This window comes from Diaphorobacter sp. ED-3, from assembly GCF_027625375.1.
Lineage (GTDB): Bacteria > Pseudomonadota > Gammaproteobacteria > Burkholderiales > Burkholderiaceae_C > Diaphorobacter > Diaphorobacter nitroreducens.
Window position 1 is genome coordinate 844,383 of record NZ_CP115182.1, and the last position, 18,036, is coordinate 862,418.

Annotated in this window: 15 protein-coding genes; 4 read left to right on the forward strand and 11 right to left on the reverse strand. The window is 69.6% G+C overall.

Annotation, left to right across the window (positions count from 1 at the left end):
- Positions 1–62 precede the first annotated feature (62 nt).
- On the reverse strand, positions 63–2,246 hold the full coding sequence (locus PCQ86_RS04130; protein WP_135147760.1) for a cyanophycin synthetase: 2,184 nt from the start codon (positions 2,244–2,246) through the stop codon (positions 63–65).
- 251 nt (positions 2,247–2,497) lie between these two features.
- Here PCQ86_RS04130 and PCQ86_RS04135 point away from each other — a divergent pair, with 251 nt between their 5' ends.
- The 3 genes from PCQ86_RS04135 (at position 2,498) to PCQ86_RS04145 (ending at position 5,980) form a co-directional block, all read left to right on the forward strand.
- Positions 2,498–4,810: a cyanophycin metabolism-associated ABC transporter gene (locus tag PCQ86_RS04135; RefSeq protein ID WP_172206177.1), complete on the forward strand. Its 2,313-nt coding sequence runs from the start codon at positions 2,498–2,500 to the stop codon at positions 4,808–4,810.
- A 16-nt stretch (positions 4,811–4,826) separates the two neighbouring features.
- A complete protein-coding gene (locus tag PCQ86_RS04140) occupies positions 4,827–5,333 on the forward strand; it encodes a cyanophycin metabolism-associated DUF1854 family protein (protein WP_270174933.1) in 507 nt (168 codons plus the stop codon).
- A gap of 206 nt (positions 5,334–5,539) precedes the next feature.
- A complete protein-coding gene (locus tag PCQ86_RS04145) occupies positions 5,540–5,980 on the forward strand; it encodes a hypothetical protein (protein ID WP_270174934.1) in 441 nt (146 codons plus the stop codon).
- Between the two features lie 100 nt (positions 5,981–6,080).
- Here the strand turns inward: PCQ86_RS04145 and PCQ86_RS04150 are convergent, their stop codons facing one another.
- The 4 genes from PCQ86_RS04150 to PCQ86_RS04165 all read right to left on the reverse strand — a co-directional run bounded on the left by PCQ86_RS04150 (position 6,081) and on the right by PCQ86_RS04165 (position 9,750).
- Positions 6,081–6,458, reverse strand: coding sequence for an EF-hand domain-containing protein (locus PCQ86_RS04150; RefSeq protein ID WP_270174935.1), 378 nt, complete (start codon positions 6,456–6,458; stop codon positions 6,081–6,083).
- A 31-nt stretch (positions 6,459–6,489) separates the two neighbouring features.
- Positions 6,490–7,431: a 5'-nucleotidase gene (locus tag PCQ86_RS04155; RefSeq protein ID WP_270174936.1), complete on the reverse strand. Its 942-nt coding sequence runs from the start codon at positions 7,429–7,431 to the stop codon at positions 6,490–6,492.
- Positions 7,428–8,657: a type II secretion system inner membrane protein GspF gene (gspF, locus tag PCQ86_RS04160; protein ID WP_270174937.1), complete on the reverse strand. Its 1,230-nt coding sequence runs from the start codon at positions 8,655–8,657 to the stop codon at positions 7,428–7,430. Before gspF ends, PCQ86_RS04155 begins: the two co-directional genes overlap by 4 nt.
- Before the next feature lie 61 nt (positions 8,658–8,718).
- Positions 8,719–9,750, reverse strand: coding sequence for an LLM class flavin-dependent oxidoreductase (locus tag PCQ86_RS04165; RefSeq protein ID WP_270174938.1), 1,032 nt, complete (start codon positions 9,748–9,750; stop codon positions 8,719–8,721).
- 196 nt (positions 9,751–9,946) lie between these two features.
- On the opposite strand from PCQ86_RS04165, the gene PCQ86_RS04170 reads away from it, so the two are divergent.
- The gene (locus tag PCQ86_RS04170) at positions 9,947–10,471 is read left to right on the forward strand and encodes a CZB domain-containing protein (protein WP_011804117.1); all 525 of its coding nucleotides are present in this window, start codon (positions 9,947–9,949) and stop codon (positions 10,469–10,471) included.
- Between the two features lie 130 nt (positions 10,472–10,601).
- Here PCQ86_RS04170 and PCQ86_RS04175 read toward each other — a convergent pair whose 3' ends face one another.
- Genes PCQ86_RS04175 through gspK form a run of 6 tightly spaced genes read right to left on the reverse strand, consistent with a single transcriptional unit; the run spans position 10,602 to position 18,023 of the window.
- A complete protein-coding gene (locus tag PCQ86_RS04175) occupies positions 10,602–11,990 on the reverse strand; it encodes a GspE/PulE family protein (RefSeq protein WP_270174939.1) in 1,389 nt (462 codons plus the stop codon).
- 12 nt (positions 11,991–12,002) lie between these two features.
- Positions 12,003–14,348 carry a type II secretion system secretin GspD gene (gene gspD, locus PCQ86_RS04180; RefSeq protein WP_270174940.1) on the reverse strand — a complete coding sequence of 782 codons (2,346 nt, stop codon included), beginning with the start codon at positions 14,346–14,348 and terminating at the stop codon, positions 12,003–12,005.
- Between the two features lie 4 nt (positions 14,349–14,352).
- Positions 14,353–15,165, reverse strand: a complete 813-nt coding sequence (gene gspN / locus PCQ86_RS04185; protein WP_270174941.1) for a type II secretion system protein N — start codon at positions 15,163–15,165, stop codon at positions 14,353–14,355.
- Positions 15,166–15,181: 16 nt separating this feature from the next.
- Positions 15,182–15,727, reverse strand: coding sequence for a type II secretion system protein GspM (gspM, locus tag PCQ86_RS04190; RefSeq protein ID WP_270174942.1), 546 nt, complete (start codon positions 15,725–15,727; stop codon positions 15,182–15,184).
- Entirely contained in the window at positions 15,724–16,953 is a 1,230-nt protein-coding gene (gspL, locus tag PCQ86_RS04195; RefSeq protein WP_047349125.1) for a type II secretion system protein GspL, read from the reverse strand. Before gspL ends, gspM begins: the two co-directional genes overlap by 4 nt.
- A gap of 59 nt (positions 16,954–17,012) precedes the next feature.
- Positions 17,013–18,023 (reverse strand): type II secretion system minor pseudopilin GspK, encoded by a 1,011-nt coding sequence (gspK, locus tag PCQ86_RS04200; protein WP_442874555.1) that lies wholly within the window; start codon positions 18,021–18,023, stop codon positions 17,013–17,015.
- Positions 18,024–18,036 lie beyond the last annotated feature (13 nt).

Below are 18,036 nucleotides of genomic sequence, written 5' to 3' on the forward strand. Positions count from 1 at the left end.
ATTGGCCTGTAGCGCTTGTGGGATAAGCGGTGGCAGCTATGCTTTTGAAAGCAACGGCGGCGTCACGCGGCATAGTCGAAGGTCTTGATGCCCGCGGCGATCAGGTCCGGCCCGATGTCCATGGACCAGGCTGCGGCAATCGCGGCCAGCATCGCGGCCGTGTCGGGGCGGTGGCCGCCGGGCAGGCTCAGCGCGTCCAGCGTGCCCAGCACGCGTTCGCTGGCGCCCGTGGCCAGCACCACCTGCTCGCCGCGCACGAACACGGCGCGGCCTTCGCCCTCGGCACGGTGCGCGGCGACGAAGGGGTTGTCTGGCGACAGGGAATACAGAAGGACCTCGCCATCACACAGGCGCGCCAGGTCGGCCACCTGCTCGATGTCGGCATTGAGCACGCCTGCGCCCTCGTCCAGCACCACATCGATCTGGGTGCGCAGCACGCGCGTCATCTGGGCCTGCTCCAGCACGTCATGGTCGGCCAGGGTCTCGAAACCGTCCATGTCGGTCACCACGCCGACCAGGCAGCGGTCGTAGGCCAGGCCTTCCTCCAGGATGGAGCGGGCAGTGGTCTGGATCACGGCGGCCTGTGCCAGTCGGTTGGTCAGCAGGCGGTGCGCGCCGGCCCAGTGGGCGGTGGCGCTCTTTTGTGTGCGGCGGTTGTTGAGGAACATGCCTTCGCTGCTGGCCACGCCCGTGAGCTTGCCCGACAGCTGCAGCAGCCAGCCCACGAAGCGCGCGGTGAACGCGTTGTGGCGCGTGCCCGCAATGCCCACGATGGGGATGCGGCCCGCGCCCGTGCCCCTGCCGGCGCCTTCGTCGGTGACCGGGAACAGGTGTTCCACGATCGCCTGGCCCACAGGGCGGGGCGCACCGCTGGTGGGCTTGAGGTGCATCAGCAGGCCGGGGCCGGCGTTCACCTCCAGGATGGCGCCGCCCTGTTCCTTCATGGGCTTGGAGACATCCTGCAGGATCATGTCCATGCCGGCGATGTCCAGGCCCACGATTTTCGCGGCCAACTGGGCGTAGTAGGCCACGTCGGGGTGCACGTCGTCGGTGCAGTCGATGGCCATGTTGCCGTTGCGCTGCAGCAAGATGGCCTGGCCCGACGGCACCACGGTGTCGGGCGTCACGCCTTGGCGCTTGAGCTCCAGTTGCACGGCGCCTTTTTCCACATCGATCCAGTCCAGCGGGTACTCCTGCTCAGGGCCGCGCCGCGGGTCTTCGTTGAGCACGGCCACCAGCTCGCGCAGCGTGGACTGGCCATTGCCGTGCACGCTGACCGTCTCGCCCTTGGTGGCGGCGACCACCTTGCCGCCGACCACCAGCAGGCGGTGCTCCACGCCGTCGATGAACTTCTCGACGATGACATCCGAGCCCTCGGGCTCGGCCAGCGCGAAGGCGGCCTTGATATCGGCCTCGCGCGAGAGCTCCAGCGTCACGCCGCGCGCGTGGTTGCCGTCCGAGGGCTTCACCGTAACGGGGAGGCCGATCTCCTGCGCCACTTCCCAGGCCTCATCGGCGTTGCGGACGATCTGGCCCTCCGGCACGGGCACGCCGCAGGAGGCGAGCAGCCGCTTGGTGAAATCCTTGTCCTGGGCGATGCCCTCGGCGATGGCGCTGGTCTGGTCGCTCTCGGCGGTCCAGATGCGGCGCTGCGCGGCGCCGTAGCCCAGTTGCACCAGGTTGCCGTCGTTCAGGCGGATGTGCGGAATGCGCCGGGCGCTGGCGGCGTCCACGATGCAGCCGGTGCTGGGGCCCAGGTAGCGGTCGTTGATGGCGGTCTTGATGGCGTGGATGGCGGCCTTGAGGTCGAATGCCTCGTCATTGATGGCGGCCATCAGCAGACGGTGGCCATGCTCCAGCGCCACGCGGGCCACGGCCTCTTCGGGGCAGCGGAACACCATGCGGTACACGCCGCGCCGGGAGATCTCGCGCGTCTGGCCGAACTCGGCCGGCATGCCCGAGAGGTTGAGCAGCTCGATGACCACGTGCTCCAGCACGTGCCCCATCCAGGTGCCTTCCTTCAGGCGCAGCAGGAAGCCGCCGCGCTCACCCACGCCGCAGTGGTGTTCCACCAGATCCGGCAGCCAGGTGGTCAGGCGCTCGTTGAGGCCGGGAATCTTGTTGGAGGGGTAGTCTTCCAACTCCCCCAGGTCCAGCCAGACTTCGAGGACCGGGCGGTAGGTCCAGACACTGGGGCCGCGCAGATAGGTGGTGCGCAGGAGTTGGATATCGTTGAATTTGGCCATGAAGTGCAGCGTGGAAGATTCGGATACCCGCCCGGTTCAGGCGAGTGTGGCGATGCCCATGGGCTGAGATTGTGCGCCGATACTGGCGCAGCTCAGCACTGGCGGGTGTCAGCCGCGGGCTGATGATGTGCGTTACGAGGGGATACCGCGGCGGCGCAAGGGCCTGGGGCCCGGTGGCCGACAATGCCCCCCATGGGCCCGGACTGGCCTGCCAACGCCCCGTCCGTGCGGGGGTGGACATACAAAACCAAATGCAACATCACCATTCTGTGGACGCCTCGGGTGTCTTGTCTGGCCCCTGGGGGGCCGAGATGCGGGCACTGCTCGCTCCTGACGAAAACGTGCAGGCCGCCTTCGAGGTTGACCTGACGCCCGACCTGCGCTTTGCCCCCGGCCTGCTGGTGCTGACCGAGCGGCGCCTACTGGCGCGCGCCGGTGACGCGCCGGCGCAGGAATGGCCGCTGGCGCCCGGCATGGCGCTGCGGCTGCTGGACCATGGCGGCGTGGGCACGGTGGAGCTGCACGATACCGACCGGCGCCTGGCGCTGTGGCGCTTCACGCTGGGGCGCCATCCCCAGGCGCTGCACCTGCAGCAGCGGCTGGACGCCCAGGTGCGGCGCCTGGACAGCTTGCAAGGCGCCATCGCGCCCGAAGCGCAAGACGTGCCGCGCTGCGCCGTGTGCGGCACGCCGCTGCCGCCCGACAGCGACGAGTGCACGGCCTGTGCGCGCCAGCAGGCGCCGCAGACCTCCACCTGGGTGCTGTTGCGCCTGTGGCGTTTCGCCCGGCCTTACAAAAAGCAGCTGGCCGCGGGCTTCGCGCTCACGCTGGCCTCCACCGCCGCCTCGCTGGTGCCGCCGTACATGACCATCCCGCTCATGGACGACATCCTCATTCCCTACCAGAGCGGCCAGCAGATCCCCACCGGCATGGTGCTGCTGTACCTGGGGGGGTTGCTGTTGGCGGCGCTGCTGGCCTGGGCGCTGGGGTGGGCGCGCACTTACATCCTGGCCCTGGTGTCCGAGCGTATCGGCGCCGACCTGCGCACCACCACCTACGAACACCTGATGCGCCTGTCGCTCGACTACTTCGGCAGCAAGCGGACCGGCGACCTCATGGCGCGCATCGGCTCCGAAACGGACCGCATCAACGTCTTTCTGTCGCTCAACGCGCTGGATTTCGCCACCGACGTGCTGATGATCGTGATGACGGCGGCGATCCTGTTCTCCATCAACCCGTGGCTGGCGCTGGTCACGCTGGTGCCGCTGCCCTTCATCGCCTGGCTGATCCACACCGTGCGCGACAAGCTGCGCACCGGCTTCGAGAAGATCGACCGCGTGTGGTCCGAAGTGACCAACGTGCTGGCCGACACCATCCCCGGCATCCGCGTGGTGAAGGCCTTCGCCCAGGAAAAGCGCGAGGCGGACCGCTTCCGTGCCGCCAACCAGCACAACCTGGAGGTGAACGACAAGCTCAACAAGACCTGGAGCCTGTTCTCGCCCACCGTCTCGCTGATGACGGAGGTGGGGCTGCTGGTGGTCTGGGGCTTCGGCATCTGGCTGGTGGCGCGCAACCAGATCACCGTGGGCGTGCTGGCGGCCTTCATCGCCTACATCGGGCGCTTCTACATACGGCTGGATTCGATGAGCCGCATCGTTTCCGTCACGCAAAAGGCGGCAGCCGGCGCCAAGCGCATCTTCGACATCCTGGACCATGTGAGCAACGTGCCCGACCCCGTCAACCCGGTGAAGGTGGACCGCGTGCAGGGCGCCATCGAGATGCGCGACGTGGGCTTTCGCTACGGCAGCCGCACGGTCATCAAGAACCTGTCGCTCACCATCCGCCCCGGCGAGATGATCGGCCTGGTGGGCCACAGCGGCTCTGGCAAGAGCACCCTGGTCAACCTCATCAGCCGCTTCTACGACGTGAGCGACGGCGCCATCCTGGTGGACGATGTGGACATCCGCCGCATGGCGGTGGCGGACTTCCGCCGCCACATCGGCCTGGTGCTGCAGGAGCCTTTCCTGTTCTTCGGCACCATTGCCGAGAACATCGCCTACGGCAAGCCCGACGCCACGCGCGAGGAAATCGTCGCCGCCGCGCGCGCCGCGCATGCGCACGAGTTCATCCTGCGCCTGCCGCATGGCTACGACAGCCTGGTGGGCGAGCGCGGCCAGGGCCTGTCGGGCGGCGAGCGCCAGCGCATCTCCATTGCGCGCGCGCTGCTCATCGACCCGCGCATCCTGATCCTGGACGAGGCGACCTCCGCCGTGGACACCGAAACCGAAAAGGAAATCCAGAAGGCGCTGGACAACCTGGTGCAGGGCCGCACCACCATCGCCATCGCCCACCGCCTGTCCACGCTGCGCAAGGCCGACCGCCTGGTGGTCATGGACCGGGGCGAGGTCGTCGAAGTGGGGCCGCACGACGAACTGATGGAAAAGCAGGGTGCCTACTGGCGCCTGTACGAGGCGCAGGCGCGCCGTGCCGAGGAAGACGCCCAGGCCGCGGGCGTGCGCATCGAAGTGCGCGAGCACTCCGCTCACCCCGCGGGCAACACCTGAGCGAGAAAGACACGCGATGACCCTTCACACATCCCTCTCCACCGCTTCGGCACTCGCGACAGGCTGGGACCTGCACCGTAATCCCCATGGCCGGCTGGTGCTGCGCGCGGCCGACGGCACCGCGCATGTGGGCGTGACGCCCGTGCGCGCCTTTCCCATTGCCGCTCCCGGCGAAGGCCTGTCGCTGGTCGGGCCGGACGGCCATGAACTGGCCTGGGTGCCCCGCCTGGAACAACTGGCTCCTGCCATGCGTGCGCTGATTGAGGAGGAATTGGCCGCACGTGAGTTTGTGCCCACCATCACGCGCATCCGCTCCGTGTCGAGCTTTTCCACCCCCAGTACCTGGGAGGTGGACACCGACCGCGGCGCCACGCAGTTGGTGCTCAAGGGCGAGGAAGACATCCGCCGGCTGGAGGGGCGCACCAAGCTGCTCATCGCCGCCAGCGACGGGCTGCAGTTCCATGTACCGGATGTCACGGCGCTGGACCGTGCATCGCGCAAGCTGCTGGAGCGTTTTTTATAGCGCCTGGCGCTTGCCTGGCGCTTGCCTGGGGCGGCCTGTGCCCGTTTGTCCCTGTCATAGCCCACGTCAATCAGACATGGTGGTTGCATGAATTTGTGACAAAAGGCTAATAAGGCCTCAATTTCCCCTTTTGTTTGCCGTAATGAATGTACGACGAGGTGGTAGTTGCGACTGCCGCCGGCCGCATTCACGAGGGGACCCATGCCATGCAACTGCCACCTGTAGACCGATCGCCCGCCCAGTGGCGTACCACGGGCGCGGACTTGTATTCCACGGGCGCCTCGGGGGCCGTGGCGGTGCGACCCGTGAACGCTGCCAATCCTGTCGAGTCCACGGACCGCTTGGGCGAGGGGGCCAGCCTGCGCGAGCCCACCAAGCCCTCGGCGCCCGACGAAAACAACCGCGACTGGACCCTGGCCGAGGCCAAGAAGGAAGCCCCGAAGGAGCCCGAGGAGCCGCCCAAGGAGCCCATCTACAAGCAACTGCTGGAATTCATCCAGTCGATGTGGCGTGCCAGCGGCAGCGCGGTGGAGCTGGCGCAAGACATCAACAAGAACACCCTCCAGGAGCGACTGGCCCAGCAGGGGCAGGACCGTCAGTCGCTCACGTACTCCGATCCCAAGGTCAAGCGCACGGGTGGCTTGTGAGTGGTGTCACGACGGTTGCTATCAGATAAGTAGCTGTTAGCGCTTATTGGTAAAGCGCTGGAGGCCAATTGGACTGGTATTTTTGGGTCCGCCGGCGCTCTCAGCGCGCCGCCGCGCGGGCGCCGTCCCGCTCGGCGCGGTACTTGATGGCGAAGGCGCGCACCTCGTCCAGCGTCACGTAGTTGTCGCGGTTGGTGTCCGCATCATCGAACGCCGCAGCCACCTTGGGCACGATGGCCACTTCAGCACGGCTGAGCTTGCCGTCGCCGTTGAAATCCAGCATCTCGAACTGGCGGATCGCCTTGATCTCGCCCTTGGTCAGGGGCGCACTGGCGCTGTGCCGGGGCGCGGTGGCATGGGCCACGCCCTGCGCCTGAGCGGCCAGCGGAGCCGTCAGCGCGCAGGCCATGAGCCACGCGCAGGCTGTCGGGGCCGTCAGCAGGCGTGTAAAGGGGCGGAAGGAGCGTGAAGGCAACATTCAGGAGTAGAGCCGGCGCGCCGCCACAGGTTCAACGCCGCGGGGGGCGGGCTGTATCACCCTGTAGCGCAGCCGCTGTGTTGGCGATGCCGCTGCTGACATGCCCCGCCGGAACATGGCGTGCGGCGGATGCCACGTGGCCCGTCTGGTCATCGAAGAAGAAGTCGGGCTCGAACTCGCGCAGGAAGGGGCCTTTTTCCAGCCCGCCGAGGAACATGGCCTCGTCCACGGTGATGCCCCAGTCGAGCAGCGTGCGGATCGCGCGCTCGTGTGCCGGTGCGCTGCGCGCGGTGACCAGCGCGGTGCGGATGCGCATCTGCGAGGCGTCCGCCTGCTGCTGCAGCCGGTGCAGCGCGGCCAGCAGCGGCTTGAAAGGCCCTTCGGCCAGCGGCGTGGCGGCATGGGACACCTCGTGCTGCAGGAAGGCCGGCAGGCCGCCCTGCCGGTACACACGCTCGGCCTCGTCGGAGAACAGCACCGCGTCGCCGTCGAAGGCGATGCGCACTTCGCGCGGATAGCGGTCGCCCGCGGGCGTGGAGTCGATCATCACCCGTGCGGCGGGAAAGCCGATGGACAGCGCCTCGCGCACATCCGTCTCGTTGGCTGAAAGGAAGAGGTGCGCGCCCAACGGCCGCAGATAGGAAAACGGGTTGCGCCCGCGCGTGAACACGCCGCGCTCGATGCGCATGCCCGCCGCCTTGGCCGAGGCGAACACGCGCATGCCGCTGGCGGGATCGTTGCGCGACAGCATGACCACCTCGACGCGCGCGGCATCGGGCGTGTTGAACGCCAGGAGCTTTCTCACCAGAGGGAAGGCAATGCCGGGGCGCGCGGGCTCATGCACCAGCTCCAGCTGGCGGCGCATGTAGGCTTGCTCGTCGCCGGCCTCGAACAGGCGGTTCTCTTCCTCGAAATCGAACAGCGCGCGCGAGGAGATCGCGACGACGAGCTTGTCCTGCAGAGTGGCGCTCATTTGACGAACTGGTTGAGCTGGATGATCGGCATGAGCACCGCCAGCACGATCAACATCACGATGCCGCCCATGGCCACGATGAGCAGCGGCTCCAGCACCGTGGCCAGTTGCATGGCGCGGCGCTGCACCTCGGTGCCCAATTGCGTGGCGGCGCGCTGCAGCATGGTGGGCAACTGGCCCGTCTGTTCGCCCAGCCGCGCGAACATGGCCACCAGGCCGGGGAACCGCTTTTTCTGCGCCAGTGCCGAGGCCAGCGGCGCGCCCTCGCGCACCAGCACCAGCGCGTCGAGTGCGTCCGCGCGCAGGGCGCGGTTGTTCAGCGTCTCGGCCGCGGCCTGCAGCGCCTTGAGAATGGGCACGCCCGCGCCTGCCAGCATGGCCAATGTGCCGGCGAAACGCGCCGCGTTGTAGCCGCGCGCCAGCTTGCCGACGAGCGGCAGGCGCAACCAGGCGGCGTCGAATTTCTCGCGCAGCCGCGGCTGGGCCAGCGCGGCGCGGGCGCCGAACGCCAGCAGGACCAGCCCGCCCAGCAACGCCCAGCCGTAGTTGCGCACCACGTCGCTCAAGGCCAGCATGGCCACCGTGAGGAAGGGCAGGGCGTGCTTGGTGCCCGCGAATACGCTGGCCACCTGCGGTACCACGTAGCCCACCAGGAACAGCACGATGACGATCGCGATCACGGTGACGATGGCCGGGTACAGCGCGGCGCCGATGAGCTTGGCGCGCAAGGCCTGGCGCTGCTCCAGATCGTCCGCCAGGCTGTCCAGCACTTCGGCCAGGCCGCCGCTGGACTCGCCCGCGCCGATCACGGCGCAGTAGATGTCGGAGAACTCGCGCGGGTGCTGCGCCAGCGCGCGTGCGAAGGTGGAGCCGGCGTTGACCTCGGCGCGCAGCGCGGCCAGCAGGTGGCGCTGGCGCTCGTCGTCCGCCTCTTCGGCGAGCGCGGTCAGCGCACGCTCCAGCGGCAGGCCCGAGCCCACCAGCCCGGCGAGCTGGCGCGTCCACACGCCCAGCCCCGTGGCGTTGAACACCGGCCGCGTGAACAGCCGCTGCGCCAGCGTGGGGGGTGTTCCGGGGGCGGTGCCAGCGGCCAGCGCCTCCACATCCAGGGGCACCAGGGCCTGGGCGCGCAGCAGGCTGCGGGCGGCCTTGGGGCTGTCGGCCTCCAGGGTGCCGCGGCGCACATGGCCTTGGGCGTCCAGGGCTTCGAAGGAATAGGCGGGCATGCGGGAAAGTCAGCGGCGGTGGGCGAGCAGGGGCAAACTGGGCGGGCCGCAGTCGACCCGTTCAGCCCGCCATGGTAGCCGCTGCGGGTGACAGTGCCGCGTGCGCCTGGGCGGTGATCTCCAGCGAGCGCAGGCGCAGCGCCGGGTCGTACACGTCGCTCACCAGCATGAATTCGTTGGCCTGCGTGGCGGCCAGCAGCGCCTGCAGGCCCTCGCGCACGGTCTGCGGGCCACCGACCACGCCGACCGCGAGGAAGTCGGCCACGGCGGCGCGCTCCTGCGGCGCGAGGCTCTGCAGATAACCTTCTACGGGCGGCTGCAGCAGTCCGCGCTGGCCGGTGAGAATGCCCAGCACGCGCTGGTAGGTGCTGCTGGCCAGATACTGCGCCTCGTCATCGGTGGGTGCGGCGATCACGGGCACACCGATCATCACGTAGGGCTTGGCGCAGGCTGGCGAGGGGCGGAACAGCCGGCGGTAGATGTCGATGGCCGCGTGCAGCATGCGCGGCGCGAAGTGCGAGGCGAAGGCGTAGGGCAAGCCCATCTGCGCCGCCAGCTGCGCCGAGAACAGGCTGGAGCCCAGCAGCCAGATGGGCACCTGCGTGCCGGCGCCCGGCACGGCGGTGATGCGCTGGCCCGGCTGCGCGGGCGCCAAGAGCTGCTGCAGCTCGGCCACGTCGCGGGGGAAGTCGGCCTCGGTCTCCACGCGGTCGCGGCGCAGGGCGCGCATGGTGGCGGCGTCGGTGCCGGGCGCGCGGCCCAACCCCAGGTCGATGCGGCCGGGGTAGAGCTCGGCCAGCGTGCCGAAGGCCTCGGCCACCACCAGCGGCGCATGGTTGGGCAGCATGATGCCGCCCGAGCCCACGCGGATGGTCTGCGTGGCCCCGGCCACGTGGCCCACCAGCACCGCCGTGGCAGAGCTGGCGATGCCCGGCATGTTGTGGTGCTCGGCCAGCCAGTAGCGCTTGAAGCCCAGCGCCTCCGCATGCTGCGCCGTCTGCACGGCGACCTGCAGTGCCTGGGCCACGGTGCCGCCCTCGCGCACGGCCACGAGATCAAGCATGGAAAGTAAAGGTAGGGAATGTGTGGTCATGGCACCGATTGTGGGCAGCGGGTGAAATCCGTGCTGCGCCGCGGGTATGGCGGTGCAGTGGTCCCCGAATGATGCATAGCGTTTTGCTATTGATATACTGAATTTGTTTTAAATCAACACACGAAACATATTGTCACTTTTGGCGTCCTGTGCGACGCTGCCAGGAAGTGATGCACGGGGCGTGCGGGGGGTGTCTATGGGGTTCTTCAGCCGTTTGTTTCAGCCGCGTGCCGACGGCCTGGCCGCGCCTGAGGACTGGACTTCGCTGCCTGCGAGCGAGGCCAGCGCGCTGGTGCTGTACGACGAAGAGGCTTCGCGGCTCCTGGCGGCGTTCGACATCGAGGCTGCCATCGTCATGCACGAGCGCTGGCTGCCCTGGCTGGCCCAAGCGCTGGCGGGCGCGCGCGACGAACAGCTGCGTCCCGAAACGGTGGTGGACGACACCTGTTCCGAGCTGGGCCGCTGGCTGCACGGCAGCGGGCGCGTGGCGCTGGGGCACTTTCCTGCTTTCGACATGCTGATGCGCCGCCACCAGTACTTTCACCACCAGGCGGCTGTGCTGCTGACGCATCTGGCGCAGGGCGATCAATTGCGGGCCGATCAGGCGTTCAAGAGCTGCCAGCATGCGTCGCGCCAGGTGGTGCTGCTGCTCAAGGAGCTGCAGCGCGGGCTGGACCACGGGAAGCGTCCTCCCCAGCCGATGGCCGCAGGTGAACGCTGAAATGCGCTATTGATATAGGAGCTACTAGCGCTTGTCTGTAATGGTTTTCAATGCAATTCGTATTGAAAACCCAGTCTTGGCAAGCGCGCCGCGCTCCTGTTTTTGAAAGGCGCCGCTGCGGCCTGTCCGCTCAGTCGCGCGTCACACGCAGCACTTCTTCGCGGCTGGTGATGCCGGCGTGGATCAGCCGCTCGCCATCGTCGCGCATCAGCGTCATGCCACCGGCCAGGGCCTGGGCGCGCACCTCGGCCTCCGGGGCCTGGTTGTGGATCTGTGCGCGGATGGCGTCGTCCACCACCAGCAGTTCGAACACGCCGGTGCGCCCCGCGTAGCCGGTATGGCCGCAGTGCTCGCAGCCTGCACCGTGGCACTCGCCGCAATATTTGCGCACCAGGCGCTGCGCCAGCACCCCCAGCAGCGACGAGGACAGCAGGAACGGCTCCACTCCCATGTCGGTCAGGCGCGTGATGGCGCTGGCCGCGTCGTTGGTGTGCAGCGTGGCGAGCACCAGGTGGCCGGTGAGCGAGGCCTGGATGGCGATCTGCGCGGTCTCGAAGTCGCGGATCTCGCCGATCATGATCACATCGGGGTCCTGGCGCAGGATGGCGCGCAGGGCCTTGGCAAACGTCAGGTCGATCTTGGCATTGACCTGCGTCTGGCCCACACCGGGCAACTCGTACTCGATGGGGTCTTCCACCGTCATGATGTTGCTGCGCGCGGCGTCCAGCCGCGCCAGCGCCGCGTACAGCGTGGTGGTCTTGCCCGAGCCCGTGGGGCCGGTCACGAGGATGATGCCGTGCGGCTGCTGGATCAGGTGCGCGAGCCGCGCCAGCACCTCGCCCTGCATGCCCACGGCCTCCAGGTTCAGCTTGCTCTCGCTCTTGTCCAAGAGGCGCAGCACGGCGCGCTCGCCATGGGCGTTGGGTAGGGTGGACACGCGCACGTCGACGGCGCGGGTGCCCAGGCGCAGGCTGATGCGCCCGTCCTGCGGCAGGCGCTTTTCGGAGATGTCCAGGTCCGCCATGATCTTCAGGCGGCTGATCAGCGCGGCGTGCAGCGCGCGGTTGGGCTGCACCACCTCGCGCAGCGTGCCGTCCACGCGAAAGCGCACGCTGGAGTGGCGCTCGTAGGGCTCGATGTGGATGTCACTCGCGCCGTCGCGCACGGCCTGCGTGAGCAGGGCGTTGAGCATGCGGATGATGGGCGCGTCGCCCGCGGACTCCAGCAGGTCTTCCACGGCGGGCAGCTCCTGCATCATGCGCGAGAGGTCGGCGCCTTCTTCCACCTCGCTCACCACCGTGGCTGCGCTGGATTCGCTTTGCGAATACGCCGCGCTGATGCGCTGCGCCAGCGTGGGTGCGTCCAGCGGCATGAACTGGTGCACGGCATGCTTGCGCAGCACTTCGGACAGCGCGCCAGCGTCCGGCTGCGGGCCGTGCCACAGCACGAGCTGCTGGCCGTCGTCTTCCAGCAGCAGCTGGCTGCTGCGCGCAAATGCGTAGGGCAGGGGGTGGCGCATGCGGCGGGCCCCTTACTGCGGGCTGTAGGGCGACTGGCCCATGCTGGGCGGCGTGGTGGTGCGCGCGGGCGGCTGGGGTGCGAGCGGCGCCAGCGGCGCAGGTGCGGCCGCGGGCTGCACGGGCGCGGCGGGAGAGGCGGGGGCGGGCAGGGGCGGCAGCACTGGCGCCTCGGACACACCGCTCATCACCGTGCTGGGCGCGGGCTGCGTGCTTTGCTGCAGCGCTCGGATGGCCTCGTAGCGGTCCACCATCAGCGCGTCGCTGGTGGCGCTGTCGCGGATCACCATGGGGCGCAGGAAGACCATCAGGTTGGTCTTCTGGCGCGTGCGCTTTTCATTGCGGAACAGTCCGCCCACCACGGGCAGGTCGCCCATCACCGGCACCTTGTCCTGGCCCAGCGCATAGCTGTCTTCCAGCAGGCCGCCGATCACGATCACGCTGCCGTCGTCCACCAGCACCGTGGACTCGATGGAGCGCTTGCTCGTGGAGGGGCCGTTGGCATTGGACAGCGTGCTCTCCGCAACCTTGGAGACCTCCTGGTACATCGTGAGCTTGACGGTGCCGTTCTCGTTGATCTGTGGGCGCACGCGCAGCATCAGGCCTACGTCCTTGCGCTCCACGGTGGTGAACGGGTTGACCGCGCCGCCGCTGCCGCCGGTGTTGGCGTAGGAGCCCGTCACGAACGGCACGTTGTTGCCGATGATGATCTGCGCCTCCTCGTTGTCCAGCGTGAGCAGGTTGGGGGTGGACAGCACGTTGGCATCGCCCGTGTTTTCCAGGAAGTTGGCCAGCGCCCCGAGGTAGTACTTGCCGTTGATGCGCGGCGCGACGGCCAGGTTCATGCCGGCGGCCGGCTTGGCATTGGCGATGGAGGTCACGTTGCCGGTGGCCGCCGCCAGCGCCAGATCCAGGATGTTGCGTCCGGCCACGCTGGAGTTGTTGCCCAGCACGCCCAGCGTGCTGCCGTAATTGCCCAGCACGCCTTGCCACTGGATGCCGAACTCGGCCACCTTGTTGGCGCTCACCTCCACGATCAGGCTCTCGATGAGTACCTGCGCGCGGCGACCATCCAGCTTGTCGATCACGGCGCGGATCTGGCGGTACAGCGGCTCCGGCGCGCTGATGATGAGCGAGTTGGTCGTTGGGTCGGCCTGGATGATGCCGCCGGTGGACGGCTGGTTGGCATCGCTGCTGCCGCTGCTGCCCTGGCCCGTTCCCAGGCCCGAACTGCCCAGGCCCCCGGCATTGCCGCTGGCATTGGTGCTGTTGCCCAGGCCGCTGGTCTGGCCCAGGCCCGATGCGCCGGTCCGCGTGAGGCCGCCCGACAGGTTGCCGGCTCCCGTGCCGCCGCCGCTGCTGGTGCCGCTGCCCCCCGCGCTGCCCAGCGCTGCGCGCAGGGTGGTGGCCAGCTTCACGGCGTCGGCGTTCTTCAGGTACACCACGTGGATGTTGCCGCTGGCAGCGGAGCTGCCCGGCGCGGCCGGTTGGTCCAGCTTGGCCACCAGTGAGCGCACCAGCGCCACGCGCGCCGGGTTGGCCGCGCGCACGATCAGCGCATTGCTGCGCGGCTCGGCCAGCAGCGTGGTCTTGAACGAATTGTCGGTCTGCCCCTGGGCCACGCCCTGCGCAGTGCCTGTGGCAGTGGCGCTGCCGCCCTCGATCAGGCGCGACACCAGCGGCGCCAGGTCGGTGGCGATGGCGTGCTGCAGCGGGATCACCTCCACGTCGCTGGCGTTGGAGACGTCCATGGCCGCCACGATGCGCGCCAGGCGCTGCAGGTTGTCGGCGTAGTCGGTGATCACCAGCGAGTTGTTGCCGGGGTTCACGTTGATGGTGTTGTTGGGGCTGATCAGCGGGCGCAGCACCGGCACCAGGTTGGCCGCGTTCTCGAAGTTGAGCTTGAAGATCTGCGTGACGACCTGCCCGCCCGCGGGCGTGCCGCCCGCGCCGCCCTGGGACACGCTCACGTTGCCGGTCTGCAGCTTGGCATCGGCCTCGGGCACGACCTTGTACAGGCCCGCCGACTCGACCACCGTGAAGCCCTGCAGCCGCAGCGCGGCCAGGAACTGCTGGAAGGCCGCGTTGGGCTGCACCGCGTTCTCGGTCACCAGCGTGATCTGGCCCTTCACGCGCGGGTCCACCACCACGTTCTTGCCGGTGATGGTGGCCATGGTGCGCGCCACGGCCTCGATGTCGGCGTTGGCAAAGTTCAGCGTCACCGGCTCGCTGGGCCGCACGCTGCCGGCGCGCTGCCCGGAGGTTTGTGCATGAATTTGGCTGCTAACGCCCGTCAGTAAAGCGCTAGCAGCTATCAAATGAAGAGTGAACCGCAGGGAATGGCGGGGCAAGTTGGTCATAGGGTCAACCCACGGTGATGATGGAGCGCGCGCCACTGCGCCGCCCGATGATATTCAGTAGATTCGCCAGGGCCGCCTCCCGCCCGGGCGCGGCGCTGGCCTCGCCCGTGAAGCGCAGGCGTTTGCCCACCCACTGGCCGCTGCCCGACAGCAGCAGCGCGCCCTCCAGGGTGGACAGCTGCAGCGTGGGCGCGCCGCCGCCCTGCACCTGCAGCCGGTAGCTGCCCATGGGCCGCAGCGTGGACAGGCGCGAGGACAGGCCCAGCGCATCCAGCTGCACCTGGCCCTGCATTTGCAGGCGCCCCGCGGCCCATTGCAGCGCGAACGCCTGGGTGCGCAGCTGCAGGCGGCCCTGCGGCTGCACGGTGTTCCAGGGGGTGCCCAGGCCCGCGAGCGCCGCAGCCGGCCACTGGCTCTGGCCATCGGCCACCTGGGCGCGCACGGCACCCAGGCCCAGCGCCACCTGCACCTGCAGCGGCGCGGTGGCGGGAATGCAGCAGTCGGCCATCAGGCGGGCGCTGAGCCCGTTCCACGCGGGGCGCAGCTGCCACTGCAGCCGGCCGGGCAGGGCGGCCTGGTCCTGGCTGTCGGCGCCACCGGTCAGTACCAGGCGGGCCGAGCCGTTCCAGACGGTGCCGCGTGCCTGCTGCAGCTGCAGTTGCCCGCCGCTGGCCTGCTGCACGCCTGTGGCCAGCCAGCGCGCCGGGGCCCATAGCACCAGCGCGGGCAGCGCGCCCAGGCACACGCCGGCCACGGCCCAGCGCCAGGGCGCGCGCGGCAGTGTCAGCGAAGGGGTCGGGCGCAGGGAGCGTGGCACGGGCAGGGGGCGTGGACTATTGCGGGGGCAGCGCCAGCACCAGCGTGCCGTCCCAGCGGACGGCGGCCGCGGCGGCGTTGGCGGGCGCGGCGCTTTGCACCAGGCGGGCTTCCAGCGGCACGGCGCGCGCGGTGCTGCGCGCCTGGTTCAGCCACTGGGCAAGGGCCTCGGCGGGGGCGCCCTTGAGGGTGACGGTGGCGCGGTCGCCCGCGACGTTCATCTGCGCGGCTGCGCCCAATTGCTGCGCCAGCGTGGTCTGCAGTGTGCGCAGGGCCTCGCCGCCGGGTGGGCGGGGCGCGTCCTTGAGCTGCAGCGCTTCGGCCTGCAGGGCCTGCATGCGCTGCAGTTGCGCGTCCACGGCTGCGTGGCGTGCGCCCGAGCCGCGCAGCTGCTGCAGTGCGGGCGCCAGCAGCACCCACCACAGCAGGGCCAGCCCCACCACGGCCGCGGCGGCCAGCACCAGGGACTGTTCGCGCGGCGCCATGCGGGCCCAGTGGGCGCGCAGCGCGGCCAGCGCCGGGCGGATCGATGCGGGCGAGGTCGAAGCGGGGCGGGTGTTCATGGGCGGTCCTCGGCGCGCACCAGCAGGGCGCCATCGCGCGGCTGCGCGCTCAGGCTTTCCGCGGCCAGGCGCTGGTTCATGGCGGTGAGTTCCTCGGGTGCCAGCTCCAGGCCGCGCAGGCGCAGCTCGCCATTGGCATATTCGATCTGCGTGGGCACGCGCGGCGGGGGCAGCGCGGCACCTGCGGCGGCCATGAGCGGCTCCAGGTCGCGCCGCGACACGCTGCCGGCGGCCTGGCGCAGCTGCGCCAGTTCGCGCTCCATCTGCACCGGTGCATCCACGACGACCTTGACGTGCGGGAAGGTCTGGGTCAGCGCGTTGCGCACGCCGGCCTGTTTGGCCGCCAGCGCCTGGCGGTCCTGCCACGCCCAGAGATTGAGCCCCACGACCTGCACCACCACGGCCACGGCCAGTGCCCAGCGCGCGGCCCGCCATTGGGGTGCGCGCGCAAAGGCGCTGGCGCCGCTGCCCAGCTTGCGCAGCGCGCGCGTGTGGCCGGTGCTGGCCAGGTCGAACTGCGCCAAGTCCCAGTCGCCACGCGCGGCCACCAGCGCGCGCTGGCTGGCGGTGTGCAGCTGCACCGGGCGGTTCAGCAGCCGCTCGGCCAGGGCGGCCACGGCGGGTTCGGCGCGCACGGCGGGCGGTGCATCATCGGCGGGGCGCGCCGCCAGCGCGGCGGCCGCGGCCAGCGGCAGCACGGCCACGGCCTGTTGCGGCCCGTGGCCGGTCAGTACCAGTTGGGCGTCCTCGGGAGTGCCGAGCACGTCGCATTCCTCTTGCCCGCTGGCGGTGGGGCCGGGAGCGAACTCGGGCACCACGCGGTCCACCGGCCGCCCCGCGGCTTCCAGCGCCTGCAGGGCGCCGCGCAGCCAGGCGCGGTCGCACACGGCCACCCAGGCAGGGCTGCCCGGCTGGGCGCCGGGCTGCAGCGCGAAGTGCAGTTGCGCGGGGTCGTCGAGCAGGTGTTCTTCGAGCAGTCCTTCCAGGACCGCGCGCAGCCGGCCGGCCTGGGCCGTTGCGCCCTGCGGCAGCGTTACCTGCTGCCATGACAGCGCGCGCGCAGGCACCACGGCCACGATCTCGCCGGCGCGGCCCGGGTCGGGCAGCAAGGCGGCGGTGGTGCTGGCGTGGCGGGTGGCGGTGTGGCCGTCGGCCGTGAGCGTGTAGCTGTATTCGGCGGCGGGCCCCGGCGTTCCCAGGGGCAGAGTTAGGACAAGGGTGCTCATGAATGGGTTAACAGACCATTTTAGGGGCGTGATTTGACGCTTTGTGCCAAGGCGCCCGGTCAACGCGCACCAGTGGCCGCAGTGCCGGGAGCCGTCGTGCGCACGAGGCCGCCACGTTCGCGCCACAGCGTGCGCACGTCCCCGCGCTGTTTGTAGACCAGCGAGCGCTCTTCGACCACGGCCATGTCCAGGCGCAGTCGCCCGCGCACTTCGAAGTAGCTGGACGACACCGTATGCACCGTGGCCGAGATGCGGCTGGAGTTGCCCAGCAGCTTGGCGGCGTCGGCCTCGCTGCGGAAGTGGTTGGAGTCGCGTGCCTGCACCAGGCGCTGCGCCTCGGCCATGTCCAGCCCGTCGGCGCTGGCCCACAGCACCACGGCGCTGGCGGTGTTGAGGTTGACCTTGGTGCGCACGGGCAGCAGCGTGACGTAGGGCGCGAGCGCATCCACGCTGCGTTGCGGCAGGCCCCACCACCCCAGTTGCGCCACGCTTTGCGGCAGCAGCGGCGCGGCGCTCGCGGTGTCACTGTCCTTGGCCTCGGCGCGCAGCATCTGCCGCGCCAGCATGTCCAGCTGTGCCCGCGGCAGTCCGAGGTACTCGAAGAGCCGCTGGAATTGCCGCAGCGCCGTGGCGTCCACCTGCCCCTCGTTGGCCAGGTTGCGCAGGTTCAGCAGGGCCTGCAGGTCGGTGATCTGGCCCGACAGGAAGGCGTTGGTGGTGTCGGTGCTCGCGTCTTCCACCTGGGCCACATTGCGGTCGGCCGCGAGGAACGTGGACAGGCGCGCTTCTTCCAGCGGCACCGACCAGGGTTCGGAGAGGTTGTCGGTGCCGTCGCCGCTGCGGGCAATGGAGTCTTCGCGCAGGATCAGGCGGGACCAGTCCAGCGCGCCGATCAGGATCCACGCCGACTGGATACGTGCGCGCTCGGCGGTTTCGACTTCGATGGCGCGCCACTGCTGCCACATGGCCGCGGCCGCGAACGTGGCAACCAGCGTCACGGTGAGCATGGCGGCCAGCAGTGCGGCGCCGGCTTGATGAGAAACACCCCGAGAGGCTTTGCGTCCACCCACCGCTCCCGTTACG